Below are 18,282 nucleotides of genomic sequence, written 5' to 3'. Positions count from 1 at the left end.
ACAGTCACCTCCGAGTAGTTACCGGCCTGTCGCCGAGAGTAACTACTTGACGCCGCCTGGGTGATGAGAATCACGAACTCTCCATAACGCTCGTAACGTACGGTGGAGAAATGTCCCCTTTGGCCAAGATCAGCGACTTGTACGCGCCGCGCTTCGCGGAGTTCGCGTTCGAGCCCGCCTTCGTGGCCGCCGTCGACCAGCACGTGGCTGAACTGCGTGAACGCCTCGCGGCGGGCGGCCCGGATCTTTTGCCCCCGCCACCGGACCGCGCCGACCTCACGGACTACGCGCTCGGCTTCCTGGACGCGCTCGCGGAACTGGACTGGCGGGAGCCGGTCGGCCACGACTACGCGGTGTGCAGGCTGACCGCCATCAGCTGGCTGGTGCACCGGCACGGGCTGCTTCCCGGGCAGCGCCACGGTGACTGAAAAAGGGTTTCCGGTAACTCAACTCGCCCTGAAGCCCTTCCCGTTGCGCACTTCGACCCTCTAAGTTAGGCACGCATTAAGCGTGCTTAACTCATCGCTGTCGTCGCCGTCGTTGTCGCTGTCACTGTCGTTGCGAGGTAGGTATGTCCGCGCGTTACGTCAGAGGATTCTGCGCCGCCGTCATCGCCGTAGCCGCCCTGATCGGAGCGGCGAACGCGAGCCCGGCCAAGGCCGCGGACCATTCGCCGGCCCAGCACCACGTGTCCCGCTCCGCTCACTCCGGCGGAAGCATCATGTCCTTGCGCGAGTAGAGCGGCAGCCCGCTCGTGTCGAGCTTCCAGGTGCCCAGCTCGGTGGTGACGGCGAGCGGGGTCCCGTACGGCTGCCGCTGAAGACGGTTGCCGTAGGCGGGGCGGCCGCTGTGGGTGTCGATTCCCCACTGGTACGTCCAGGTGCCGTCGCGCGGGTCGAGGATGAGGTAGTGCGGGATGCCCATCGCCGGGTAGTCGTGGCTCTTGGCGTCGTAGTCGTTGCCGGGGTTCGACGGGGAGACGATCTCGATGGCCAGCAGGATCTCGTGCGGGTCCAGCGGATCGTCCGTCTCCATGGCCGAGCGCGGGACCACGAGCAGGTCAGGAATGCGCAGTGTGCCGAGGGACGCGTCATCCGTGTCCGTGGCCTCCGCGGCGATTATTCCGGGCGGCAGCTGTCCGGCCAGTTGGTCGCGCACGTCCACGGCCGTGAGCTGGTGCCGGGGGCGGGGGCTCATCATCATGACGAACGTGCCGTTGCTGATCTCGGGGAAGGTGAAACCCTGCGGCGGCGTGAAATGATCCCGCAACTCACGCAGATGCTGGTAAATGGTCTGCTGGGTCATACCGCCATCTCCTTCGCGACAGTACGACCCAGCGTAGCCGTGCGACTCACATGTCCGACGACCCCGGCAGGTCCGTGCGCTCGCGCACCGGCTGGTTGGTCATCGCGTCCTGGCGGCCCGACTGGTAGGCCGTGAGGCTGCCCCTGGCGTTGGTGGTCTCGCGCTCGGCGGCCATCAGCATGCGTTCCATGCGCTGGCGCATCGGGGTGATCATGCCGCCGCCGACGCCGACGATCAGGATGCCGGCCGCGGTCGCGAGGGCCGCGTAGAGCACCGGCTGGGTGACCGAGGTGGCGATGCCCGCCTGGCCGAGGGCCGCGATCACGCCGAGCGCCATGATGCAGGCCCAGACGATGGTCGCGAGCATCTTGCCGTACGACATGGACGACAGGGCGCTGCCCACGATGCCCCGGACCGCGTTGGCGATGGCCATCGCGACGACCACCAGGACGACCGCGACGATGCCGCGCGGGAGCCAGGCGACGATGCCGTTGATCATCGTGCTGACCGGGTTGGAGCCGAAGACGCCGAGCGCGAGCTGGAGGGTGATCAGCATCAGCGCGTAGTAGACGATCTTGCACACGATGCCGGTCATGTCGTACTTGGAATCCCTCAAGTACCGTTCCGTACCGGCACGTTCGGAGAGTTTCTCCGAGCCGACCTTGCGCAGCACCCGGTCCAGGACGCGGGCGATCATCTTCGACACGAACCAGCCGATGGCCAGGATGACCAGGAAGCCGATGAGTTTCGGCACGAACTGCGCGACCTTCGACCAGGCGTCGTTCAGCCCCTGGGTGAAGTTGATGGCGAGGGTGGCTTCGGGAACAGCCATGGGCGGCACTTCCTTCGGTGGGTCCTAGTGGGTACTACCGGCCCCCTTGTTCTTCGTTCCTCATCAGTGGAGCAGCGCCGTGCGGACGTGGCCGCGTGAGCTGGGCCGTACGGGTGAGTGACAGCCGGATCAGCGGCTGCGGCCCCCACACCGGGATCGCGGGGACCGGCTGGGCTCCCGCACGCACATCCGGCGCGCATACGCTGCCTCCGTGACCTCATCCCCCGCCGCGCGCACCGCACTTGACCTCACCGCCGACCTCCCGGTCCCCGACCTGGAGGACTTCTACCGGGACCTGCACCGGCACCCCGAGTTGTCCGGCAGCGAACACCGCACGGCCACGAAGCTCGCCGAACGCCTCACCAAGGCGGGCTACGACACCGTCGAGGGCATCGGCGGTACCGGCGTCGCCGGAGTGCTCCGCAACGGCGACGGCCCGACCGTCCTGCTGCGCGCCGACATGGACGCGCTGCCGGTGCGGGAGGAGACCGGGCTGTCGTACGCCTCCTCGGTCCCCGGTGTGATGCACGCCTGCGGGCACGACCTGCACGTGACCTGGCTGGCCGGTGCCGCGCAGGCGCTGGCCGCCGGGCGGGACACCTGGTCGGGGACGCTGGTGCTGGTGGGGCAGCCCGGGGAGGAGACGGGTTCGGGCGCTGCGGCGATGGTGGCCGACGGCCTGTACGAGCGCGTCCCGCGGCCGGACGTGCTGCTCGCCCAGCACGCGGCGCCGGGGCCCGCCGGGTTCTACCCGCACGTGCCCGGCCTGATCATGTCGGCCTCGACGGACATCGACATCGTCGTCCACGGCCTCGGCGGTCACGGCTCACGCCCCGAGGCGACGGTCGACCCCGTCGTCACGGCCGCGTACCTGGTGACCCGCCTTCAGACGGTCGTCTCCCGGGAGATCGCCGCCCGTGACTCCGCCGTCCTGACCGTGGGACGTATCGAGGCGGGCACCCGGCACAACATCATCCCGACCGAGGCCCGGATCTCCCTCAACCTGCGCACCCAGTCCGACGACGTGCGGGAGCGGATGATCGCCGCGATCCGCCGTATCGCGTCCGGCGAGTGCCTCGCCGCGGGCTGCCCGCGCGAGCCCGAGGTGACCATCGGCACCAGCCTCCCGACGATGGTCAACGACGCGGACACCGACCGCCGGATCGGTGCCGTGCACACCGAGGTCCTCGGCGCGGGCACGGTCTTCGACCCCGGCCCGGCGACGGGCAGCGAGGACTTTCCCCGGCTGGTCCCCGAGGGCGTCCCGTACTCCTACTGGTTCGTGACGAGCACCCCGGCGGACGTGTGGGACGCGGCGCCCGGCACGGACCTGATGGAGAAGTTCCACGCGGTCCCCAGCAACCACAGCCCGAACTTCGCACCCGACCTGGTGACGGTCGTCCCGGGTGTACGGACCCTGGTGTCCGGCGCGCTGGAGTTCCTGACGGTGAAGTAGACGCGGTCGCCGGGGTGGCCCGTGCCGGGTTGGCCTGTGCCGGGGTGGCCCGTGTCTTGGTGGCCTGTGTCCTGGTGGCTCCGCGTCAGGCGGTGACCGCGTAGCCGTCGACCTCGATGAGCCACTCCGGCAGGCCGAGCGCCTCGACGCCGAGGTAGGTGCTGGCCGGCAGCGGCCACTCGCCGTCGAAGGCCTTGCTGCCGGCGGTGAAGACCGTGTCGATCATCTCGGGGCGGTGGCCCACGACATGGATCGTCATCTTGATCAGGTCCGCCGGGGTGGCCCCGGCCGCTTCGAGCGCGGCCCCGAGGTTGCGGAAGACCTGCTCGGCCTGGGCCGCGAAGTCACCGGGCCCGACGAGCTGCCCCTCGGCGTCGATGGCGACCTGCCCGGCGATGGCCACGAACCGGGTGCCGGTCGCGGCGACGACCTGCGTGTAGAGGTTCATGACGGGCGGGGCGAGCGTCGGGGGGTTGATCATCTCCGCGGACATGCGTACTCCCAAGGGTGTTGTGGAGAGGGTGAGTTGAGTCGTGGCCGGGCGTGGCGGGCGGGGCCGTTACCGGTCGGTCCCGGTGAGGCCGGCCTGGTCGAGGGCATCCCGGGTGACGGTCGGGAGTTTTCCGGGGTCGTGTTCCTCGGTCGCCCAGGCCACGTGGCCGTCGGGGCGGATCAGGGCGGCGGTGACCTCCGCCCAGGGGGCGTGTTCCCCGGTGAGCGTGGCGGTGCGGGTGACCAAGGGGCCGTCCTCGGCGGTGGCCAGGGGTGTTTCCCGGTTGGCGTGGGGGCCGCGCAGGTCGAGCAGGACGTGGTGGCCGGTCCGGAGCAGGGCGAACACGGTGTCGCCGCCGTCGGTGAAGGCGAGGTCGGGCGCCCGCCGGCCCACGAGCGGGTGCGCGTCGGCCGTGGGGGCGTCGTAGGCGACGTGCAGCCCGGACAGGCGCTCGCCCAGGGTCCGGCTCAACTCGGGCTGCTCGGCGACGAGTTTGCTGAGCAGCGAACGCAGCCGCTGGCCGTCCGGCGTGAACGCGGCGATCAGCGCCGTTTGGGCGGCGGTGTGCTCCAGCAGGTCGGCGCCGACCGGGTGGCGCTCGTCGTGGTACGTGTCGAGCAGACCGGCCGGCGCCCGGCCCTGGATGGTGGCCGCGAGTTTCCAGCCGAGGTTGGTGGCGTCCTGGACACCGACGTTGAGCCCCACCCCGCCCGCGGGCATGTGCTGGTGGGCGGCGTCACCGGCGAGGACCACCCGGCCCTTGACGTAACGCTCCGCCTGGCGGCTGGTGTTGCCGTAGCGGGACAGCCAAGTCGGCGAGTGCAGACCGAAGTCGGTGCCCGTGACCTGCCGGACGTTCGCCCGCAGTTCCTCCAGGGTGAGGTCGCCGGGCCAGTCGGTGCGGACGTCGGCGGGCACGGTGCCGACGACGCGGTGCAGGCCGCCCGGCAGCGCGACGATCATGACGAGGCCGTCGATGCCGGTCTTGCTGAACGCCGCACCGGGCGGGGGCTCGTCCAGGACGACGTCACCGAGGAAGCCCAGCACGGTGAAGTCGTCGCCGGGGTAAGGGATTTGGGCGCTCGTACGGACTGTGCTGCGGGTGCCGTCGCAGCCGGCCACGTAGAGCGCTTCCTCGTCGTACGGGCCGTCGGGTCCCTCGATGTGCACGGTGACCGAGTCGGGGGTCTCGGTCAGACCGGTGACGCGGTGGCCGCGGCGGATGTCCGCGCCGGCGGCTCGCGCGTGGATCTCGAACAGTTCCTCGGTACGGCTCTGGAGCAGCGCCAGGGTGAAGGGGTAGCGGGTCTCCAGCAGGCCGAAGTCGAGCCGGCTGTCGAGGACCGCGAAGTGCCCGCTGGGGATGTGCAGGCCCTCTTCGAGGAAGGGCTTCTCCAGTCCGCGGGAGGCCAGCAGCTCGATGGTGCGGGGGTGGACGGTGAGCGCCTTGGACTTCGGATCGGGCTCAAGGCGCGGCTCCAGGACGGTGACCGTGATCCCGGCGAGCCGCAGCTCGGCGGCCAGCCAGAGCCCGACGGGCCCCGCTCCCGCGATGGCGACCTGTTGGTTCGTGGCGACCTGTTGGTCGGTGGTGACCCGTTGATTCATGGCGACCTGTTGGTTCATGACGCTCCGATCCCGTGGGCGAACGCGGTCGTCCAGGCCGCTACGGCCCGGCGGCTCGCGCGGATGCCCGGGGCCAGGACGTCGAACATGTGCGGTACGCCGGGTACGAGGTGGACTTCGACGGAGTTGCCGGCCGCGCTCAGCCGGGCGGCGAACTCCAGCGCCTCGTCCCGCGCCGGATCGACCCCGTCGACCAGGATGTAGCTGGCCGGCAGGTCCCTCAGTTCCTTCGCCCGGCCCGGTACGGCGTAACCGGCCTCCGGGTCGCTCCCCCGGAGGTAGAACTCCCAACCGGCCGCCGCCCCTTGGCGGTTGAAGAGCTTCGGGTCGGTGACGGCCCGGGCCGACACGGTCTCCAGGCGGTCGTCGAGGACCGGGTATCCGAGGTGGAGGTACCTGATGTGCGGCCCCTGCCGGTCCCGGGCGGCGAGGGCCACGGCCGCGACCAGGGCGGCACCGGCGGAGTGCCCGCCCAGGGCCAGCCTCGCTGCGTCGACTCCCAGGGCGTCCGCCTCGTCGACGACCCAGCGCAGGGCGGCGTAGCAGTCGTCGAACGCGGCGGGGTAGGGGTGCTCGGGGGCGAGCCGGTAGTCCGGGGCGACGACGGCGATACCCAGCTCCGCGGTCAGCCGCCGGCAGGTGGCGTCCTCCGCGTTGGGCCCGCCGAGGACGAACCCGCCCCCGTGGATCCAGAGCGCCACGGGCAGCGGGGCGGCGCTCCGGGACACGGGGGTGTAGACCCGCAGGTTCAGCGCGTGCCCGTCCACGCCCTCCACGAGGACCTCACGGTCCTCGACGTTCACCTCGCCGTCCGGCTTGCCGTCGCCGCTGGCCGCGCTCAGGGCCACGCGGGCCCCCGGCACATCGGCGAACACGTCCATCTCCGGCAGCGACTCATAAACCGGAAGGAACTCAGGATCCAGGAACACGGCACACTCCTCACCTCTTGGGCACTGACCAACGGTATCGCCCCCTTGTCCAATGGACAAGAGCGATCATCTATATCGTTGGCCACCGGACAAGAGGAGCCGAGGGGCCGAGGGGGGCGAGGGGTCATGAAGGAAGGCGCACCATGGGCATAAGCCGTGCGGCGGTCGTCGACGCGGCACTCGACGTGCTCGACGAGCAGGGCCTGGACAAGGTGACGATGCGCGCCGTCGCGGACAGGCTGGGCGTGCAGCACAACACCGTCCGGTGGCACGCGGAGAACAAGCAGCGCCTGCTGGTCCTCATGTCGGACGCCATCTTCACGGGGCTGGAGGTCGACACCCTCCCCGCGCGGTGGGACGACCGCTTCCGCGCCCTCGCCCGCTGGAGCCGGGGAGCCCTCCTGGCCCATCGCGACGGAGCACGCCTGGTCTCCGGAATCGCGACCACGGAGACCCACACGTACCGGCTGGCCGACACGATGATCCAGACCCTCCTGGACGCGGGTTTCCCACCCCGGACAGCGGCCTGGGCGAACTGGACCGTGTTCTACCTGATCCTCGGCATCACCCAGGAACAACAGGCCCAGTCCGCCGACGCCCCCGACCCCGTACTGGCCTTCGACGACGACACGTTCCCGGCCCTGCGCAAGGCCTCCGCCCACGTCATCGCCGGCACCTTCGACGAACGCTTCGAGTTCGCCCTGGACATGCAAATGACGGCGCTGGAGGTGGAGTTGGCCCGAACTACCGCCTAGCCCTGCGGCTGAAGCTGAAGCAGCTGCTTCCGTACGTGGTCCAGCGCACCCGCACGGCGCCCCGGCACCCGGCTCCTCAACTCGGCGAGCGTGAGCCCGAGTTCACGGGCGGGGGCAGGGTCGTGGATCTGCCCCCACTGGTGATGGGCCCGGTCCACGGCCGCCTCGACGGCGGCTGTGTCGGGTGACTGTCCCGCCGCCAACCTCGCCGCAGCCACCGCGAGCCAGGCCCGACAGCTCCGCACCGGATCCCCGGCCAACATCGCCAGATCGGCCCGCACTTCGATCCAGTGCAGCGCTTCTTCGGAACCCCGGCCGTGTGCACGGACAGCGGCTTGCTCGTGCTCGGCGGCCAGGGCGTCGGCGTCGAGATGACGCCCGGCTTGCGCGGCGGAGGCGACGGCGATGTGCGGGTCGTTGTCGTGGCTCGGCGGCGCGTTGACCTGGCTTCGCCCTTGCGGCGCGCTCTCCTGGCCTTGCGGCGCACTCTTTCCACTCAGGCCCGCAAAATCCAGCCCGTCCGGCGTTTGAGGACGAGGCCCCTTCAGGGCCGATGGGGGTCTGGGGGCGAAGCCCCCAGGGACGCCCGCCCCAACGCTCCCCGCCCCAACGCTTCCTGGCGCCGCAAGCACCACGTCCGCATACCCCTCCGCCCCCAGCCGCCCAACCGCCTGCTGATGCAACTGCTCAACCGGCGGACGCCACCCGCTGCGCAGGATCGTCGCGACCGCCTTCATGTACGAGGGGACAGCCACGCTGCGCCGAGCGGGTGGCGGGGCGATGCGACCGTAAACCGCGTTCGTGCGGCCCGAGTCGAGGGGATGAGCCCGCAGCCACTGCCAGGTCTCCGCATCCGTGTGCAGGTCGAGCAGCAACGTCGTCGTCCCGGGTGCGCGCAGGCGCAGCTCCTCCCGGAACCAGGCCCAGGGGAACGCGGTGTAGCGGACGGTCGCCGGGGTCGTACGGGCCAGGGCCAGATGCGGAAGGTGCTGTTTCCGGTCGAGTTGGAGCTGGCCGGTGACGAACACGGTCAACGGACCCGGTGCCGTGGCGGCGGCCCGCAACCGGGTCAGTACGGCCTGCGGCTCCAGCGGGTCGGCGAGTTCGACAACGTTGGCGGTGTCGGTGCCGGACAGGACGGCGGGGTCGACGGCGGCGAGGACGGGGAGTACGGAGGCCGCGTCCACCAGCCGGCCCCTGCCGACCGGCGAGGCCGCGAGCAGCAGCACCGTTCCAGGCATACGCCCTCCCCCGAACCGTCGAACACAGCGATCACATCGTTCACTTCGTACCTCAGCACCGTAACCTCTGCCCAACCTCTGCTGTCGCAAAGGGTGATGTCAGGACCGCCGTACCGCGAAGACCGTGGTGTCGTCGGCGAGATGGCCGCCGCTGTGCCGCAGGGTGCCGTCACGGACGTAGGCGACGAGGCGGGACGGTTCCGCGATGCTCGGATCGGCCGAAACGCCTTCCGCCACGCGGGACTTGAGCGGGTAGAAGACGCCGGACCCGTCCCGTGCCTCCGTCACCCCGTCGGTGACCACGAGCAGGGTCTCACCGGGCGCGAGGCTGATCCGGAGCGTCGGCGGCGGCCCGTCCATGTGGGCCAACTCGCCCAGCCCCAGCGGGAGTCCGTGCCCGGGCGGCAGGGACCGTACCCCGTGCGGGCCGACCACCAGCGGGGGTTCGTGACCGAAGTTGACGACCTCGACGGTGTCCGGTTCGCCGACGGGGAAGCTCAGCAGGATGGCTGTCGCGAACCGGTCGATGCGGTCGTCGTCCTCGCGATCGAGCGCGGCGAGATGCAGCCCGTGCCGGTGGATCCGGGTCTCCAGCCGCGCGGCGACCGTCGCGAGCTCCCGCTCGTGGTACCCCGCCTCGCGGAACGTGCCGAGCAGCGCCGCCGCCGCCTCCACCGCGCCGAGCCCCTTGCCCTGGACGTCACCGACGAGGGCGCGGGTGCCGTGCGGGCCGGGCTGGATGTCGTAGAAGTCGCCGCCGACCCGGGCGAAGGCGTCCGCGGCGAGGTAGACGGCCGCGTGGTCGAGGCCGCCCCAGCCGGGCGGCAGCGGGCGCAGCAGCGTACGGCGGGTGGTCTCGGCGACGTCCCGCATCCGCAGCATGCGGCGCTCGCCCCGGACCCGGACCACACAGGCCAGGACGGCGAGGGCGCCGCCGACACCGACGAGGATGAAGTCGGGCAGCCCGGTCTGGTACTGGCGCGGCCAGGCGTGGTCGGCGAGGACGTAGGTGGCGAGGCCGAGCACCGCGAACACGGCCGTGCCCCGCACCCCGCAGATCGCCGCGGCGATCCCGGGCACGAGCACGATCCACGAGACGGTCCGGAACTCGCCGCCGGTCCACCAGTCGACCACCAGGATGCTGATGAGCACCAGCAGCGGCGGTATCCAGGCGACGCTCCGCCCGCGCACCCGCAGCAGATGCTGCCGCCGGATCGCGTCGGGGTCCCCGGCGCGGGGCAGCCGGTCGAGCGGGGAGCGCCCGGAGTCGCCGTAGCGCACCAGCCTGAACCCCGTTCCACGGCGGCGCACGACCGTTAGTACGCGACCGACATCCGGGCGCGCGGGTGCTCGTCCCGCTCCAGCTCGTCGACGAAGGCGACCGCGTAGTCCTCGGCGCTGATGAAGCTGCGGCCCTGGTCGTCGGTCATGAACTGGTCCCCGCCCACGCGGAAGCGGCCGGTGCGGGTGCCCGGGGCGATCTCGGCGGCGGGGGAGACGTACGTCCAGTCAAGACCGTCGTCGAGGCCGTCGTCCAGGGCGCGGTAGTAGGCGAGGACGTCGCGGTGGGCGTGTGCCTCCGGGAGGTAGGCCTCGGGGAAGCCGGGCTGGTCGCTGAGGGCCTGCCCGGGGGCGACCTCCAGGCCGCCGGCGCCGCCGACCACCAGGAGCCGCCCGACACCGGCCGCGCGGACGCCCGCCACGAGCGCCTCGTTCAGGGCGAGGAAGGGGCCGCGCGGGTCACTGCCGTCGCGCGGCGGTACGCACGCGGAGGCGACCGCGTCGGCGCCGCGCGCGACCTCGGCGACCTGCGCCGGGTCCGTCGCGTCGGCCGCCGTGGCGGTGACCCCGGGGACGGGCGACTGGCCGGAGCGGCTGACCGCCAGGACCTGGTGGCCGCGGGCCGACGCCTCCGTCGCGATCCGGCTGCCGACCATGCCGGTGGCGCCGAAGAGTACGAGCTTCATGCGCCCCAGCGAAACACGCCGCAACGGAGGCCGCACGCCGACTTGCCACCGCCCCCGCCGGGGTGTGCATTGGTAGTACGGGGAGAGAGAGGAGTGCTCTCATGGCTCATGCGGCACCCACGCCCGGCGGAATGACCGGCCCGGGCACCATCAGCGGCCCGAGCGGAACGACCGGCCGGGGCACATTCACGAGCAACCTGCCCGACATCTTCGACGCACGCGTCCACCGCGTGGCGAAGATCGCGATCCCGGTCGTCCTGGGACTCGTCTACGGCTACTGGGCGGCGGCCAACCGTCGCGGCGGCGGCCCCATCACCGGCTGGAACCTTCTGTTCGGCTTCGTCACGGCGCTCGCGTTCATCGTGCTGTGCCTGGCGGTGGCCCGGTTCGCGCCGCTGCTCAAGCGCGAACTGCACTCGCTGGTCAAGTCCGGCTTCGCGGGCGCGGCACTCGGCTTCCTCTACAGCCAGACCGGCGAGAGCGTGCTGCGCTCCGCGGCCATCGGTCTGGCGACCACGGCGGCCGTCTTCCTCGTCTTCTTCTACCGCTACTACACACGCGAGGACGGAGAGGGCAACCGCATCCGCTGACCCGACACGACAGCAACACGTGGGCCCCGGCACCGAGTTGGTGCCGGGGCCCACGTGCTTGCTGGCTACGATCCCTTCGCTACGGCCGCTCTAGGGCGCCCAGCTCCAGATGCCGCCGCCGGTCGACGAACCGGAGGCGCTCCAGCTCCAGGAGCCCGAGGCGCTCGACCCGGAGGCCGACGTGCTCCACGAGGACGAGCTGTTGTCGTTGTTCCAGCCGGAGTTGTCGCCGCCCCAGTTGGAGTCGTTGCCGCCGTCCCTCCAGCCCGGACACGGGTCCGAGCAGGACGGCACGCCCTGGCCGCCGGTGTCGACGAACGCGGCGCTGGCCCAGGCCTGCGCGCCGACGAGCCAGTACCAGTCGGGATTTCCGTTGACGCTCTGTCCCCTGACCACGCATTGGACGCGGTCCTGACTGCCGGGTGAGAGCGCGTCGACGACGGGTGAGTGGGTGGTGGGCGACTCCCGCACGTTCAGTTCCGTGCGGGACACGATGGTGCCCCAGATCGGACTGCCGCCACCGCCGCCACCGCCATGTCCTTCGGCGTACGTGGTCGGTGCTGCCGCTGCCGTGGTGCCCGCCGCCGCGACGGCGAGAGTGCCACCGGTGAGCAGGGCCGCGGCCAGAGTCCGCAGGGCCGGAGTGGTGCGCATGTTCGGCCTCCTTCTCCCCAGCTCCAGGAAACACCCGTTCGGGTGAAGCCTCCACCCGAGAGCGGACTCCCCAGTTCCGCCAAGGGTTCCGGGGCCACCCCCACCCATTCGGTTTGACATGTGACCCATATGCAGTCAAAAAACCCCGACCCGCTCGCATACGACGCCTCCCGGCCGTGTCCTGAGGAGGTGCCCCCACGTCTCCGGAGCGCCCTGTCGGCCGTCCTCGTCGCCCTCTCCTGCTTCCTCACGCCCTTCGGCGCGCTGGCGGCCTGGGCGGCGTACGGCCTGACCGACTCCGGCCGCTACGTCACGACGATGGCGCCGCTCGCCGCCGACCCGGCCGTACGGGACGCGATCGCGGACACGGTCGGCGCGGGCATCCTGCGCGAGGTGCAGATCGGCGGGATCCAGGTCGGCGGAGCCAGGGTCGGCGGGGTCCGGATGAGCGCGACCCAGGGCGTGATGGCGCCGTTCGTGCACGACGCGGTCCGCTCGTTCACGAAGACCGAGGCCTTCCGCGTCGCCTGGGACGAGGGCAACCGGATCACGCACGAAGCCGTCCTGAACGCCCTGCGGGACGAGGGACGGTCCGGCACCGTCACCGTCGACCTCGCCCCCGTCACCGCCAGCGTCAAACACCAACTCGCCCACGAGAACCTCCCGTTGGCGAACAACATCCCCGTCCAGCACACCCGGGTCGAGGTCCTCCCGGCCGGTGAACTGGGCCCGCTCCGGAGGGAGTTCCACGTGCTTGAGGTCGCCGGTTTCTGGCTCCCCGTGGCCGCCGCCGTCTTCGCCGTCACCGGCATCGCCGTCGCCGTGCGCCGCCGCCGCGCGATCACCGCGACCGCGCTCGGCACGGCCCTCGGCGGCGCGCTGCTCGGCCTCGCGCTCGCGATCGGCCGCCACTTCACCGTCGCCGACCTGCCGGCCGAGCTCTCCGGCGCGGCGGGCGGCGCGATCTACGACGCCCTGACCGCGACCCTGCGCAAGGTCGCCTGGCTCCTGCTGGGCGTGGGCCTGACGGTGGCCGCGCTGGCCTGGCTCACCCGATACGCCCGCCCCGTACGGGAGTTCCTGCTCCTGCGCCTGCTGCGAGAGAGGCGAGCGTCCGCAACGCCCGCCGCAGATCGGGCACAGCAGCCGACGCGAGCCCAAGTCTGACCGCGTCCGGGGTCACCTTCGGATCGACGCCGAAGGCGGTCCCGGGTGTGACGGCGATCCCGTGCGCCGCCGCGGCGGCGGTGAAGGTGTCGGCCCGCCACGGCGCGGGCAACTCCCACCAGGCGTAATAGGCGAGCGGATCGGCCCGTACGGCGAACCCGCCCAACTCCTCGCCCACCAGCCGCTGTCGGGCCGCCGCGTCCGCCCGCTTGGCCGCGACCAGCCGCCCCACGGTACCGTCGGTCATCCACCGCACCCCCGCCTCCAGCGCGAACCGCCCCGCGCTCCACCCGCCCGACCGGATGGCGACGGCCACCGCTTCAACTCGGTGTGCGGGCACGACGAGAAACCCGACGGTGAGCCCAGGCGCGACCCGCTTCGACAGCCCGTCGACGACGTGCACGAGCCCGGGCGCGTAGGCGGCGAGCGGCGCGGGGGAGTCCGGATGAAGGAACGACCAGATCCGGTCCTCGACGACGGGCAGCCCCAACTCCCCCACGACATCGGCGATTTCCCGCTTCCGCGCCTCACTCGTCGTCACGGAGGTCGGATTGTGGAGCGTCGGCTGGAGATAGAGCGCGGAGAGGGAAGCGGTCCGATGCGCGGCCCGCACCGACTCCGGACGCGGCCCGTCCCCGTCCGCCTCCAGCGCGACCAGCGTGACCCCGAGCCGCCCCGCGATCTCCCTGACCAGCGGATACGTCAACGGCTCGACCCCGACCCGGCCACCCGGCCGGACGAGGGAGGCGAGGGTCGCGGCGATGGCCTGCCGGGCGTTGCCGCTGAAGAGGATCCGGTCGGGGGCGGGCCGCCAGGCGGGCGTGGCCAGCAGATCCGCCGTGGCCTCGCGCGCTACCGCGGTGCCGGTCGCGGCAGCCGGGCGCAGGGCCTCGGTCAGTACGTCCGGGCGGAGCAGCGGCGCGAGGGCGGGAGCCAGCAGCTCCGACTGGCCGGGCGCGGAAGGGTAGTTGAGCTCCAGGTTCACCGCGGCGGTGGTCGCCGCCTCGACGATCGCCCGCCCGTACGGCCCCGCCGCCGCGGCCCGCACGAAGGTGCCGCGCCCGACCTCCCCCACCACCAGGCCCCGGCGCCCGAGTTCGGCGTAGACCCGCCCTGCCGTCGACCCGGCGATCCCGCGCTGCCGGGCGAACACCCGCTGCGGGGGCAGTTGTTGACCCGGCCGGAGCCGTCCGGAGGCGATGTCGTCCGCGACGCGGTCGGCGATGTGCCGGTAGTCCGCCATCCGCCCTCCCCTCCCTGAATTGCACCGAGGGCAAAGATCTTATTGCACCGAGGAGTTGGGCGGACCTAGGGTCGATCACATGCCACCCCTTACGCCCTCCCATATCCCCCTTGCCCCTCTTGTTCTGATCCACGGCCACCCCTTCGACCACACGATGTGGACCCCGCAGACCGAGGCGTTCTCCCCCACTCGCCGGGTCATCGCCCCCGACCTGCGCGGCTACGGCAGTTCCCCCTCGACCTCCGGTGTCACCGCCTTCTCGGACTTCACCACCGACATCGAGGCCCTGCTGGACAAGGAGCGGGTGGAGACGTTCGTGCTGGCGGGCCTGTCGATGGGCGGCCAGATCGCGATGGACTGCTACGCCCGGTTCGGCGACCGCGTCCGGGGTCTCGTCCTCGCCGACACCTTCCCGTCGGCGGACACCCCGGAGGCGGCCCGTACCCGCGAGGCGACGGCCGACCGTCTCCTCCGCGAGGGCATGCGCGGGTACGCCGACGAGGTGCTGGAGCGGATGGTGGCGCCGTCCGCTGACCCGCAGGTCAAGGCGCACGTCCACCGCATGATGACGGCCACCGACCCCGGGTCCGCCGCGGCAGCCCTGCGCGCCCGTGCCCAACGCCCCGACTACCGCGACCTGTTGACCCGGGTGACGGTCCCGGCCCTGGTCGTCGTGGGCGCCGACGACACCTACACCCCCGTCTCCGACGCGGAGGCGATGCACGCGGCGCTCCCCGACTCCACGCTCCGGGTGATCGAGGGCGCGGCGCATCTGCCGAATCTCGAACGCCCGGAGGAGTTCAACGAGATGCTGGGGGAGTTCCTGGCACACGTGGGATGATTCGGACATCTACGTCCACCGGCGGAAGGTAACCCCTTGGGCACCGCGACCACCGAGTGGACCGCCGCCGACTTCGTGCCCGAACGCCATCGGGTGCGCCGCTTCTGGCGATGGTGCGCCGGGCTGCTGTTCACGGGCGTGAGCGTGGTCGTCGGCTGCCGCACGGCGGACACGGACGCCATCACTCCCGTCCCCCAACTCCTCGCGTTCCTCCCCTGGTTGCTGGCCCCGACCGGCGTCGGCCTGTTCCTCTCCCTCTTCAGCCGCTGGCGACTGGGCCTGGTCTGGGGCGTCGCGCTGCTGGGCCTGCTGGCGTGGTTCATCGAGCCGTACGGGAAGAGCGGGGACCCGAGCGGCCCGGCGATCGCCGAGTTCCGCGTCCTGACCTCGAACGTGGAGTTCGGGCAGGGGACGGGCTCCCTGGTGCCGGTGATCCGGCGGGAGCGGCCGGACGTGGTGTTCGTGGAGGAGTGCGAGTACACCTGCCAGGCCACGCTGGAGCGGGACTTCGGCACCGAGTTCCCGTACCGGCAGGCGGTGGCGGCGACCGGTTCGCACGGCTCGGTGATCCTGAGCCGCTTCCCGCTCAAGGGCACGAAGGGCGTCACCGGCACGATGGGCATGCCGGGCGCGGTGGCCGACGTGGCCGGTCATTCCGTACGGCTCCAACTGGCGCACCCCATGCCCCCGTTGCCGAACCAGGTCGGTCTCTGGCGCCGCGAGCTGGGCAGGCTCCGTACCTTCGCCGCGGCCGATCCCACCACCCCCACCGTCCTGGCCGGAGACTTCAACTCCTCCCAGGACCACGCGGCCTTCCGCCGCATCCTGGACACCGGCCTGCGCGACGCGGCCCGCATGGCCGGGCACCCCCGCACCCCCAGCTGGCCGGAGCGGTTCACCCCCACCTTCGGCACCCAGATCGACCATGTCCTCCTCTCCCCGGACTTCTCTGCGAACAGCGCCCGTTTCCTCGACATCGCCGACACCGACCACCGCGCCCTGCTGGTCGACATCACACTTCACCAGCACGAATAAGGAGAGGGGCCGCTCATAATGGGCGCATGTCCCGCGAGTTCCCCAACGGCCTCACACCCCCCGACTGGCTGGTGAGGAACCTCCAACCCCAGCAGGCCCCCCTCAACTGGCCGGCCATCGCCCGCGCCGCCATCGCGATGTCCCTCCCCTTCACCATCGGCCTGGCCGTCGGACAACCGGCCTACGGCGCCCTCGCCTCCATGGGCGCCCTCTCCGGCGTCATCGGCGACACCGCCGACGCGTACCGCATGCGCATCCTCAACATCGCGATCCCCCAGCTCTTCGGCGCGATCGGCGTCACGCTCGGCTCCGCGGTCTACGGCCACGGCTGGTACGCGGTCGCCGCACTCACCGGCATCGCGCTCGTCTCCGGGATGATCTCGACGATCGGCGCGGTGGCCTCCGTATCGGGCCTGCTCCTGCTCCTCAACTCGGTGATCGGCGCGGGACTTCCGCTCCCCGGCGCATGGTGGCTGGCCCCCGCCCTGATGTCCGGCGGCGGCCTCCTTGTCCTCCTCCTGGCCCTGCTGGCCTGGCCGTTGCGCTCCGGAATCCCGGAACGATCGGCGGTGGCGAACACCTACCGCACAGTCGCCGACCTCCTCTCTACCTGCGGCGACGACCCGACGGCGGCGTACGACGCGGCCCGCCAGGCAGTCACCCAGTCCCTCAACCAGTCGTACGACCTCGTCCTCGCCCGCCGAGCCCGCGCCCACGGCCGCAGCCCCGAACTCACCCGCCTGCTGGCCCAGTTGAACGCCATCACGCCCGTGGTGGAGGCAGCCCCCGCGGTCCACCAGTCCGGCCAACCCCTCCCACCCGAGATCCGAGAGGCGGTCCGCCACCTGGCCCACGCCGTGGAGACGGGCTACACCGGCCCGATAGGCCTCGACCTCCCCGCCCCGACCGGCGAGACAACCCGCGCGGTCGACCACGCCCTGCGCCACGCGGCGGAGGTCGTCACGGCCCCGGACGTCGACCCGAGGGGCATCGACGACCGCCTGGGCCGCCCGGCGGCACTGCGCATCCGCACGGCGAGGGCGGCGCGGAATGTGTTGCTGTCCTCGGGCTCCTGGCGCTACGGCCTGCGCCTGGCGGTCTGCATCGGCCTGGCACAGGTGTTGGTGTCGTCCCTCCCCGTCCCGCGCTCGTACTGGGTGGCCCTGACCATCACCTTCGTCATGAAGCCCGACTTCGGCTCGGTCTTCTCCCGGGCACTGCTGCGCGCGCTCGGCACGGTGGCGGGACTGGTGATCGCGGCGGCGGTGCTGTCGGCGGTACCGAGGGGTTGGTGGGACGTCCTGGTCCTCCTCGCCCTGGCCCCCCTGATCCCGGCCCTGACCCCGCGCGGCTACGGCTACCAGACGATGGCGATCACCCCGGTGATCCTCCTCCTCTCCGACGTCCTGAACCACCAGGGCACGGCACTGCTGCTCCCCCGCCTGGTGGACTCCCTGATCGGCTGCGGGATCGCGCTGGTGGCCGGTTATCTCCTCTGGCCGGAGAGCTGGCACACGCGGGTGGGGGACCGGTTGGCGGAGGCGGTGGCGGACACGGCGGGGTATGTGGAGTCGGCGTTCGGCACAACCACCCCCGTGCCGGCGGAGGTGGACCCGGCGGCCCGTGCCCGTATGCGGCGCCGTCTCTACCGCGATCTGTCCGTCATCCGTACGGAGTTCCAGCGTGCCCTCACCGAACCCCCGCCCACCGGCCGCCTGGCCGCCGGCTGGCTCCCGCTGGTCGTGGCCGTGGAGCGGATCGTCGACGCGACGACGGCGGCGCGGGTACGGGTGAAGCACGGAGCACCACCGCCGTCCCCGGCCGAGGTGACCCAAGTGGCGCTACAGCTCCGGGAGTTGGCGGAGGGCGTACGCGAGTCGGAGGTGCTGGTGGAGGTCCGTACGGATCTGACGGGCCCGGTGGAGAGTGTGCTGGAGCCGTTGCGGCAGGAGGTGGCGGCGGCACGGGCGATCGCGTCGCCGCACTGAGGCACCGAACCGAGGCACAAACAGGCAGGTGAACGGGTGAGCGAAGTGGTGGCTGAAACAGGGGGTGTTGACGAGACGCGTCTCATGCGCCTTGCCCATGCCTAAGATCGCCGTCCGAGGCCGCTAACCTTACGTGTCCGTCCTGGCCAGGGATTGACGG

The 18,282-nt window shown here is 71.6% G+C and carries 18 protein-coding genes; 8 read left to right on the top strand and 10 right to left on the bottom strand.

Annotation, left to right across the window (positions count from 1 at the left end; genetic code table 11):
- Positions 1-110: 110 nt before the first annotated feature.
- Complete coding sequence (locus tag OG407_RS25815) at positions 111-428, top strand: DUF6401 family natural product biosynthesis protein (RefSeq protein WP_405861602.1); 318 nt, start codon at positions 111-113, stop codon at positions 426-428.
- A gap of 274 nt (positions 429-702) precedes the next feature.
- On the opposite strand, the gene OG407_RS25810 is transcribed toward OG407_RS25815, so the two are convergent.
- Both OG407_RS25810 and OG407_RS25805 read right to left on the bottom strand, forming a co-directional pair.
- Positions 703-1,305: a Uma2 family endonuclease gene (locus OG407_RS25810; RefSeq protein WP_327402665.1), complete on the bottom strand. Its 603-nt coding sequence runs from the start codon at positions 1,303-1,305 to the stop codon at positions 703-705.
- A gap of 46 nt (positions 1,306-1,351) precedes the next feature.
- A complete protein-coding gene (locus OG407_RS25805; protein WP_327402666.1) occupies positions 1,352-2,137 on the bottom strand; it encodes a mechanosensitive ion channel family protein in 786 nt (261 codons plus the stop codon).
- A gap of 211 nt (positions 2,138-2,348) precedes the next feature.
- Here OG407_RS25805 and OG407_RS25800 point away from each other — a divergent pair, with 211 nt between their 5' ends.
- Positions 2,349-3,593 (top strand): amidohydrolase, encoded by a 1,245-nt coding sequence (locus OG407_RS25800; RefSeq protein WP_405861600.1) that lies wholly within the window; start codon positions 2,349-2,351, stop codon positions 3,591-3,593.
- An 85-nt stretch (positions 3,594-3,678) separates the two neighbouring features.
- On the opposite strand, the gene OG407_RS25795 is transcribed toward OG407_RS25800, so the two are convergent.
- The 3 genes from OG407_RS25795 to OG407_RS25785 form a co-directional block, all read right to left on the bottom strand.
- Complete coding sequence (locus OG407_RS25795) at positions 3,679-4,086, bottom strand: RidA family protein (protein WP_405861598.1); 408 nt, start codon at positions 4,084-4,086, stop codon at positions 3,679-3,681.
- 66 nt (positions 4,087-4,152) lie between these two features.
- Positions 4,153-5,712 (bottom strand): FAD-dependent monooxygenase, encoded by a 1,560-nt coding sequence (locus OG407_RS25790; RefSeq protein WP_405861596.1) that lies wholly within the window; start codon positions 5,710-5,712, stop codon positions 4,153-4,155.
- Entirely contained in the window at positions 5,709-6,641 is a 933-nt protein-coding gene (locus OG407_RS25785) for an alpha/beta hydrolase (protein WP_405861594.1), read from the bottom strand. Before OG407_RS25785 ends, OG407_RS25790 begins: the two co-directional genes overlap by 4 nt.
- Positions 6,642-6,784: 143 nt before the next feature.
- Here OG407_RS25785 and OG407_RS25780 point away from each other — a divergent pair, with 143 nt between their 5' ends.
- The gene (locus tag OG407_RS25780; protein ID WP_405861592.1) at positions 6,785-7,396 is read left to right on the top strand and encodes a TetR/AcrR family transcriptional regulator C-terminal domain-containing protein; all 612 of its coding nucleotides are present in this window, start codon (positions 6,785-6,787) and stop codon (positions 7,394-7,396) included.
- Here the strand turns inward: OG407_RS25780 and OG407_RS25775 are convergent.
- The 3 genes from OG407_RS25775 to OG407_RS25765 all read right to left on the bottom strand — a co-directional run bounded on the left by OG407_RS25775 (position 7,393) and on the right by OG407_RS25765 (position 10,604).
- Positions 7,393-8,637 carry a hypothetical protein gene (locus tag OG407_RS25775; RefSeq protein WP_405861590.1) on the bottom strand — a complete coding sequence of 415 codons (1,245 nt, stop codon included), beginning with the start codon at positions 8,635-8,637 and terminating at the stop codon, positions 7,393-7,395. The genes OG407_RS25780 and OG407_RS25775 overlap by 4 nt on opposite strands.
- A gap of 99 nt (positions 8,638-8,736) precedes the next feature.
- On the bottom strand, positions 8,737-9,918 hold the full coding sequence (locus OG407_RS25770) for a PP2C family protein-serine/threonine phosphatase (protein WP_405868591.1): 1,182 nt from the start codon (positions 9,916-9,918) through the stop codon (positions 8,737-8,739).
- 35 nt (positions 9,919-9,953) lie between these two features.
- Entirely contained in the window at positions 9,954-10,604 is a 651-nt protein-coding gene (locus OG407_RS25765; protein ID WP_405861589.1) for an NAD(P)-dependent oxidoreductase, read from the bottom strand.
- Positions 10,605-10,705: 101 nt separating this feature from the next.
- Between OG407_RS25765 and OG407_RS25760 the strand changes: the two genes are divergently transcribed.
- The gene (locus tag OG407_RS25760; RefSeq protein WP_405861587.1) at positions 10,706-11,194 is read left to right on the top strand and encodes a hypothetical protein; all 489 of its coding nucleotides are present in this window, start codon (positions 10,706-10,708) and stop codon (positions 11,192-11,194) included.
- Positions 11,195-11,284: 90 nt separating this feature from the next.
- Here the strand turns inward: OG407_RS25760 and OG407_RS25755 are convergent, their stop codons facing one another.
- Positions 11,285-11,848, bottom strand: a complete 564-nt coding sequence (locus OG407_RS25755) for an SH3 domain-containing protein (protein ID WP_405861585.1) — start codon at positions 11,846-11,848, stop codon at positions 11,285-11,287.
- 189 nt (positions 11,849-12,037) lie between these two features.
- Between OG407_RS25755 and OG407_RS25750 the strand changes: the two genes are divergently transcribed.
- A complete protein-coding gene (locus tag OG407_RS25750; protein ID WP_405861583.1) occupies positions 12,038-13,015 on the top strand; it encodes a hypothetical protein in 978 nt (325 codons plus the stop codon).
- On the opposite strand, the gene OG407_RS25745 is transcribed toward OG407_RS25750, so the two are convergent.
- A complete protein-coding gene (locus OG407_RS25745) occupies positions 12,897-14,258 on the bottom strand; it encodes a PLP-dependent aminotransferase family protein (RefSeq protein ID WP_405861581.1) in 1,362 nt (453 codons plus the stop codon). The genes OG407_RS25750 and OG407_RS25745 overlap by 119 nt on opposite strands.
- 79 nt (positions 14,259-14,337) lie before the next feature.
- On the opposite strand from OG407_RS25745, the gene OG407_RS25740 reads away from it, so the two are divergent.
- Genes OG407_RS25740 through OG407_RS25730 form a run of 3 tightly spaced genes read left to right on the top strand, consistent with a single transcriptional unit; the run spans position 14,338 to position 18,122 of the window.
- Positions 14,338-15,099, top strand: coding sequence for an alpha/beta fold hydrolase (locus OG407_RS25740; protein WP_405861580.1), 762 nt, complete (start codon positions 14,338-14,340; stop codon positions 15,097-15,099).
- A gap of 36 nt (positions 15,100-15,135) precedes the next feature.
- Positions 15,136-16,134 (top strand): endonuclease/exonuclease/phosphatase family protein, encoded by a 999-nt coding sequence (locus OG407_RS25735; protein ID WP_405861578.1) that lies wholly within the window; start codon positions 15,136-15,138, stop codon positions 16,132-16,134.
- Positions 16,135-16,160: 26 nt separating this feature from the next.
- Positions 16,161-18,122 (top strand): FUSC family protein, encoded by a 1,962-nt coding sequence (locus OG407_RS25730; RefSeq protein ID WP_405861576.1) that lies wholly within the window; start codon positions 16,161-16,163, stop codon positions 18,120-18,122.
- Positions 18,123-18,282 lie beyond the last annotated feature (160 nt).

This window comes from Streptomyces sp. NBC_01515 (assembly GCF_045040345.1).
Lineage (GTDB): Bacteria > Actinomycetota > Actinomycetes > Streptomycetales > Streptomycetaceae > Streptomyces.
Note: the sequence above shows the minus strand (reverse complement) of the source record. Positions and strands in the feature narration are given on the sequence as shown.